We start from the raw sequence: 7,642 nt of genomic DNA, 5'->3' as shown, positions 1-7,642 counted from the left end.
CATCAGGTCGCTGTGCATATACAAGAAGCTGTTCGTCATAGCGTAACTTATAATTTCGGCAAGCTGAAGCTAAGAATGCCTGCCAGTTCTGAGGATTTGACACAACCGTTTTGCAGGTGCGGTTGTAAAGCTCAGAAATAAGGTCATATTTTCGTGCCATTACTCTTGCACCTCCTTATCGCTGTTTTTCTCTGTTTTTGGTCTTGTTTTTTGACGGTTCAGATTGATTGATAGGTTCAACTTTACTTCCATTAAGCTCCATTTTTTCAGCAAACTCGCATATATGATAGCAGCAATTTCCGACATACAAATGGTAGTCATCAATATACTTGCACACTCTGTCTGCTGTGTGTCCATCACGAAAAATAATCTTGATTTTTCCACCATCGGGAATATAGAATTTCAAATTGTAATGACTGTCTATAAATCGAATTTGCTTTTCCTGCGGCTCTGCTCTATTCTCCTGTTGCTTCATTTTCCTTACCTCTCATTTTTGTTGCTTCATCAGAACCGCCGCCCAAATACGAAAAGAGTTTACCGGACTTTGTATTCTTCTGAAGCTCCATAATCACACCCATATCAGGAATCGTGATATTCGGGATTTTCAGGATTGCTTCCATATCAAGCTGCTGCAACTTTTTCTCCGTATCACAACCGGAGTCAAAGAGTTTATTCAGCACCTTGACCTTATTCTGAAAAGTTGCTTTGTCTTTCACGAAAATACCTCCTTAGCTAATGTTGATTACAATAGAAATACTGCCGCTCTGTTCTTCTTTCTGCGGATTACGTGAATACTCAGGAAAAAGGGACTGTACTCTCTGCCTTGCCCTGCGTATGGTTTCAAAACAAGGAAGTCCGTATGCTCGGTAATTAAATACAATATCCTCAAGCGGAAGATTTCCGGCAGGTATATATCCGTACCGATTGTAATAATGCAGAATAAGAAGCATATCATCATACCTCGACATCGGGCATTCCTTTAAGATTTCAAGCACTCGGCTCTCCACCGTTTTCTGTTGTTTCATAATGTTCCTCCAAAAATTAAAGGGACAGAGTTTTTTACGCTCTGCCCCGACTGGTTAATGTTCGCTTGTTACTTACTTCTTACGGTTTTTAACCTGAAGAAAGATAAAGCCGCCGACAATAACGGCGACTAATGCGATAGCGATAATTGTCTTTGCTTCCATTACTCGTTACCCTCCTTTTTCTTCTTTTTGTATGCAACAACAGAAGTTACGGCGATACCGACAGCAGAAAGTCCGGCAAGGACATACCAAAGTTTCATATTGGTATCATCTCCTGTTTTCGGAGTATCCCTCAACTCATTGTGCATTTTTACAACAGCTGTTTCATCAAGTTTGATAGTAACATTCTGGTCGGCAGGTGTGATATATGCGGCAGAGGCATTGTTTGCCACTTCGGATACGGTATATTCGCCAATACGAAGTCCCTCAATCACAATTTCGCCGTTCTTATCTGTTTCAAATGTCATATCATAACCGTTTGCTCCGGTTACTCTGAACGCAAAACCTTTAACCTTACCATCTGAAGATGTCTTGACGATTTTCAGTGTTCCACGCATAGCTTCATTGATAAATCCAACACCAGCCTTATTCTCAACGGAATAAGTTGTTTCGTCTTTCTCAATGAAAACAGAGTATTCTCCCTTATCAAGCAGGAAGCCCTCTGGTGCTTTTGTTTCACGGACAATATATTTTCCGTAAAGCAGCTCTTTCATCTCATAAATTCCGGTTTCGGTTTCTTCAAGATTTCCGATAAGTTCATCGCCATCATCAATCTTTCCGTTCTCATTGGTGTCCTTATATATCTCAAAGGTTGCACCCGTAAGTTTGTTATCTGGATATTCAGCGTCCACCTTCGTGAGTCTGATATTGCCGTGAACATACTCATTGACAATCTCAATTTCAACTACCTGCTCGGCTTTGCTGATATTGACCTCATACGCCTTTTCATCAAGAACAAATCCCTTTGGCTGCTCGATTTCTCTTACAATCCATTTGCCATAAGGAACTTTTGCAAAAGAAAAACTACCGTCTTTTGCAGAGGTAGTCGTCATAAGTGCAGTATCCTTTGTAAATTCTGTTTCTTCGGCTTTGAAGATACCGATAACAGCACCCTCAAGTGCTTCTCCGTTCTCGTCAATCTTCTTACCTGATACAGAACCATAGATAAGTTCATTCTTGATTTCTTTTCCATCATTCACTTTGATTTCAACTGTTGCGGTATCCTGACCTGCATATTCAAACACAACCGGATATTTCGTATCAGAGAGAACATAATGCTCATCGGTTGCAATCTCCTTGACATAGTATTTGCCAAACGGAAGGTCTGACTTCATAACAGCAGTTCCATTTTCATTTACGCTGACAATCTCAATCAGTCCATCAGCCGGAATAACTGTACCGCTTGCAGATACAATATCTTCTGCGGCATAAAGACCAAAGCTGATGTTTTTGATTTCTCCGTTGTCGCCAATACCAAATGTCTTATCCTTTTCAATGGCTTTTGCAAGGCTTACCTGCACTTTCTGTCTTTCGTTATAGAACGATGTGGAAGTTTCGGTAACAGAGATATTCTGACCTGCATAAGTAAGCTCAACCGTATGTGTTTCGCCACTCACTACCATTCCATCAGGTGCGGTAATTTCCTTGACCTTGTATTTTCCGAGATAAAGTTCTTTGCTCTTAACAAATCCATCGGAGCTTGTTGTGATAGTATCTACCACTTCGCCCTTTGAATAGCGGAGTGTACCGTCCGGTGTACTAATATCTTCCGCAGCACGGACTTCATAAACTGCACCCTCAAGTCCTGCCACTTCATAAACAGGCTGATAAATAACATCACTGTCCTCAGAACCACTTACATTGACACCACTAAATACTTCTCCGGTCTTTTCAACCGTGATAGTACCTTTCTGTGCCATATTCGGCTTATTGACTTTCACAACAGTTACGCCGCCTTCCTCTGTGGAATTTTCTTCGGTAATATCAAAATATACCGGAGTATCATCAAGTACATATCCGTATGGAGCTTGTACCTCTACGATGGAATATCCCTTGCCGTAATCCAGTTTCTCAGGTGTTACAAGAGAACCCTTTGCGTCGGTATAGAACACATCAATCGTGGTCGGTGTCGGATAAGTAAAGGTCATTTTGACCTGATTGCCCTGCGGGTCGTAAATCTTAAATCCTGCTCCTGCATACGGAATACTCTTTCCGCTTTCTGCGTCCACCTTGATTACATTGACAAAGCTCTCAAAGTTACGGTTATTGATAAGATAACGGTAGGTCTGTGCGTTCTGCGAAATGAACACATCAAAATCGTCCATCATCTCTCTGCCTTCCCAACCGGAAGTCTGGTGTACGGTATAAATACCATATGGCATATCTTTTGTCTGACCGAAGCCATTTTCATCGCAAACGATAGTATCTCTCTCGTCTTTATTTGCTGCGTCATAGCTTCCGGCAGATTTCAAATAAATCTCAAAGGAAGCACCCTTTTCAGGAGTTTCAATCTTTGTTTCTCCATCATCAGTGTGTTTAATGATAGCCACGTTACCTTTGATTACCTGCTCAATTACATCATTGGAAGTAAGGTTGTGTTCCACCTCATAAAGTTTCGGGTCTGCACCTACTTCATGGATAGTCTTATCAAGCAAATATCCCTCTGACGGTGTAATTTCTCGGATTGTCCAGTCGGTATCACAAACATATTCTTTAGTAGTGAACTGACCGTTTTCATCAGTAACATACTTATCTACAAGCGTTTCGCCCTTATAGATACCGTAAACTGCTCCCGAAAGTTTGGCATTGCCCTGTGCTTCGCCTTTCTCAGCGTCGCTCTTTGTTACTGTTACAGTAAATTTCTTCAAAATGTTATTGAAGTTTCTTGTGGTTACTTCTTTCCACTTCACTGGTGCAGTCTGATTTTTCGGTACAACATAACGGATAGCTGTGTCTACTTCTTCAAGGGTATATGGTTCAGAACCACTGATAAGCACATCTTTGAAAGTTGCCACACCGTTTTTGTCTGTAACTGCATACTGGTCAACAGCATCACCGGAAAGAGAAGTACCGTAAAGATGGAACTTCACACCTTCAACAAGGTTATCTTCTGAGGACTTCACTACCTGAAGGTCGCCACGCTTCAATTTGTTATTGAAAGTGACCTTTGCAACCTGCCCTGCCACAACAGTAACTCTATGTGTTTCCTGCGGCTCGTACTTATCGTATGCCTGCTCGGTTACGGTATAGATACCCGGCATAAGATTATCCATCTGGAACTTACCGCCATTAGCTGTTGTAACTGTCTGATTGATACCGTTTCCGGTAATCGTGAAGTTGATACCGTCAACCTTTCCGTCCTCACTGGTCTTTACAATCTGACAAGAACCATAGCTGACTTTCATCTTCACATAACCGTTGATACTATCGCTTACTTCCTGAGCATAGCTGACAACATCCTGCACACTGGAGTTCTGACCGTGTTTGCCCTCTGACCATACAACCACACCTCTGCGGACTGCATTTTTCTTGGTTGCGGTAATGGTAAATTCCTTACTCGGTGCTGTATCCATAGAAACCGTAAGTTTGTTACCATTCACTGAAAAGCTCACTCCACTGATGCTTGCCTTGAAATTATATTTGGACAGCACATTATTGGAATCTGTCAGAGTAGTTGTGTACTTGCTTCCGTTCCACTCAAGTTCTATTGTCTTTGCCGAACCGGATGATTTATTACAAAAGCTCGGTATGGTCGCATGGTTCTGTACACTCTGCACCATACTGTTGTAATAACTGAAAATCTTATTGCGGAGCGGATGCTTTGCATTGATGACATCTTTCACATTGCTACAACCACTGGCTGCTACATGATTGAAGTTCGCATCACGCTCTCCGATAACAGTTTCCCAAATAAGAAGCTGTGTGGCATAAGCCTGTGCAATGCTGTTTGCTGCTGCTTCATTCTGTGACCTCCAAGATGTCGAGATTGTCCCACGATAGCCATACTGTAAAATACGACCAACGAAAAGACGGATTTCATCTCCGGAAATAACCCCATTGGATGCAAGGTTATTAAAATAATTTTCGTCATACTTATTCATTGTCTGACCGACCTTGAGCGAAATTCCCGGCTCAATACAATAAGCAACATTGCCTGAGTATGAGCCAATAGCCTTAAGATTGGTAAAATTGGAACGTCCGGTATGCCAACCATTTTTCAAGGTCAAATTGCTGTGTCCCCATACCCCATCGTAATTAGCATCGCCATCACGAGGGAAATCGACCATATAAACATCGGCTTTTTCTCCCGAAGCAGCATATGCTGTTGTCGAGCTAATGCCTGCAAAAGTGGTCACACACATAAGGGTCGCCAAGAAAAGCGACGTGACTCTTTTGAATTTTGACTTTATCATTGCGTTTCCTCCTGTAAAAATTGAAAACACACCGTATCGCTACGATGTGCCTTTGTGGATTTTCTTTTACGACAGAATTTACCTGCCGAAAAACAAATGCGGATTTTTCGTTAATTTTTCATTTTACCATACACCTCCAGTCCGTTCATACTGTGCGATTGCCCCTTAGAGATAGACATATACTTTGAGATAGTTATATTCAAGTGAGATAATATATATCATTTTCGGTAGGTAGAAGTATAACTAAGGGGTTAGAGTGTGAGAAAGGGGAACTGTAACTCAGGCTATCTGCTGTCACGTTCTGCACGATTACGCAAAAACTTGTTGTAATGCTCCAATGCTTTGCAGACAAAATCCTCCGTCTGACTGACGGAAATATTTTTCGGGATAAGCTGTCTTACTCTGTCGCCCCTCAACACGATTTTTTCCTTTTGGTTCGGCTTTTCCTCAGACATAACAGCGTGGATTGCTTCGGTTGTAAGGTTGCCCTCGTTGAATAACTTTCGCATACGGATTGTCTGGTCGTGTGACGGGGTAGCGTCATTCAGGTCGATTTCGTCAACCACATCACGCTGACAATCTTCATCAAGGTAGGAAAGTTCTACGGCAGGACGCATTTTAATACGCCCCTCATCAACAAATTCAAGCAGTTCAGGAACAAGGTTTGTCAGACGAACATATCGGTGTATCTGATTTCTGCTGTCCCCTGTTTCCTGTGCAATTTGTTCATCGGTTCGTAAATTCGTCCCCACTGGGGACACATTTTCTTTTCTTGGTCTGCCTGCTTGTCTTTTCATTGCTTCCAAACGCATTTTATAGGCAAAGGCTTTTTCACTTGGCAATATCTCTGACCTCTGAAAATTACTCTCAACCATTAAAATGGTCGCTTCATCTCTGTTCAGGTCTACAATCTCACTTCTCAGGGTTTCAAATCCTGCCAGTTCACAAGCTCGCTTTCGTCTGTGTCCTGAAACAAGTTCGTATCTGCCGTCCTCTTTCTGCCTTACCGTTGCCGGAGTAATCACTCCTCTTTCCTTGACACTCTCCACAAGCTGCATCATATCTTCATCGTCCCTGACCTTAAACGGGTGGTCGGGAAAATCATCAATCAGCTCCAACGGAATGTCTCGGATTTTTGAAAGCTGTTCTTCATCTCTCTGTGCCTGTGTGGTAAATAAATCATCGAGCTTCGTGAGAGTGAAGTCGCTCTTTCTTCCTGCCATCGGCTAACACCTCCTTTGTAAATTCAGCGTATGCCTTAGACACTGTGCTGTTTGGCTCATAAGCATAAATGCTCTTGCCTTTGGAAGAAGTTTCAGCGGCTTTTACGGCAATCGGGATTTGTGTTCGATACATCCTTATCTGATTACCGAAGTTTGCCCTGAGTGCTTCCACCGTACTCTTTGCAAGGTTTGTTCGGCTATCCACCAAAGTAAGCAGCATACCGTCTATCTTAATATCCGGATTGATATACTTCTTTACTTTTGAAATGGTCTGCACAAGCTGTGTCATACCCTTTGCAGGCAAATACTGAGCCTGAACCGGAATGATAACACTGTCTGCCGCCGATAAAGCATTGAGCGTAACCATACCAAGTGAAGGCATACAGTCTATAATTACATAATCATATCTGTTCTTCACTTGACTCAGATAATTCTTGAGTGTAGTTTCTCTGCTCATTGCGTTTACAAGGTTAAATTCCATTGCTGAAAGCTCAAGATTTGCCGGAACAAGGTCAACACCTTCTTCGTGGTGCAAGATACCAACCATAGGGTCTGTCATCGTTTCATTGATTACATCTGTGAGTTTCGTTGCAAGCGTGATACCCAAGCCGTCTGTATCCTGCCAACCAAGACAAGTCGTTAAATCGCCCTGCGGGTCTGCGTCTATGAGCAATACTTTCTTGCCCTGCATTGCAAGCCCGACTCCAAGATTAACTGTTGTGGTGGTTTTTCCGACTCCGCCTTTCTGGTTACATACGGAAATCGTTTTGCAGTTTGACACTTCTTTTTGCCCTCCTTTCTGAAAATTCATAGCCACCGCATTATGGCTATGTACCTGACCGACTCATTTCCTAATCGGTCATAGCAATATTTGTTCTCAACACCCCTTGCCAAGCAAAATGCTTATGGGAAGTCACTAAGGAACAGACTGCTTATCTGTATCATAGGATTCTAACCTCTGCCGGGTACTCCGCCAGCTCCG

At 42.5% G+C, this 7,642-nt stretch carries 6 protein-coding genes; all 6 read right to left on the bottom strand.

The features are described from left to right. Positions 1 to 175 precede the first annotated feature (175 nt). Positions 176 to 475, bottom strand: coding sequence for a hypothetical protein (locus tag WMO25_RS12000; protein WP_349085501.1), 300 nt, complete (start codon positions 473 to 475; stop codon positions 176 to 178). Continuing rightward, positions 456 to 716 carry a hypothetical protein gene (locus WMO25_RS11995; protein WP_023920501.1) on the bottom strand — a complete coding sequence of 87 codons (261 nt, stop codon included), beginning with the start codon at positions 714 to 716 and terminating at the stop codon, positions 456 to 458. The genes WMO25_RS12000 and WMO25_RS11995 overlap by 20 nt, the downstream gene beginning before the upstream one ends. A gap of 12 nt (positions 717 to 728) precedes the next feature. Further along, the gene (locus WMO25_RS11990; RefSeq protein ID WP_055062735.1) at positions 729 to 1,025 is read right to left on the bottom strand and encodes a hypothetical protein; all 297 of its coding nucleotides are present in this window, start codon (positions 1,023 to 1,025) and stop codon (positions 729 to 731) included. Between the two features lie 161 nt (positions 1,026 to 1,186). Next, complete coding sequence (locus WMO25_RS11985) at positions 1,187 to 5,437, bottom strand: SpaA isopeptide-forming pilin-related protein (protein WP_349085499.1); 4,251 nt, start codon at positions 5,435 to 5,437, stop codon at positions 1,187 to 1,189. A gap of 284 nt (positions 5,438 to 5,721) precedes the next feature. Further along, positions 5,722 to 6,660 (bottom strand): ParB/RepB/Spo0J family partition protein, encoded by a 939-nt coding sequence (locus tag WMO25_RS11980; RefSeq protein WP_173745494.1) that lies wholly within the window; start codon positions 6,658 to 6,660, stop codon positions 5,722 to 5,724. Beyond that, positions 6,617 to 7,441 (bottom strand): ParA family protein, encoded by an 825-nt coding sequence (locus tag WMO25_RS11975; protein WP_054754259.1) that lies wholly within the window; start codon positions 7,439 to 7,441, stop codon positions 6,617 to 6,619. Before WMO25_RS11975 ends, WMO25_RS11980 begins: the two co-directional genes overlap by 44 nt. Positions 7,442 to 7,642: the final 201 nt, after the last annotated feature.

It is taken from the genome of Coprococcus intestinihominis (assembly GCF_040096555.1).
Taxonomy (GTDB): Bacteria; Bacillota; Clostridia; order Lachnospirales; family Lachnospiraceae; genus Coprococcus_A; species Coprococcus_A intestinihominis.
The sequence above is the reverse complement of the archived record's forward strand: the minus strand, read 5'-3'. Positions and strand labels throughout refer to the sequence as shown.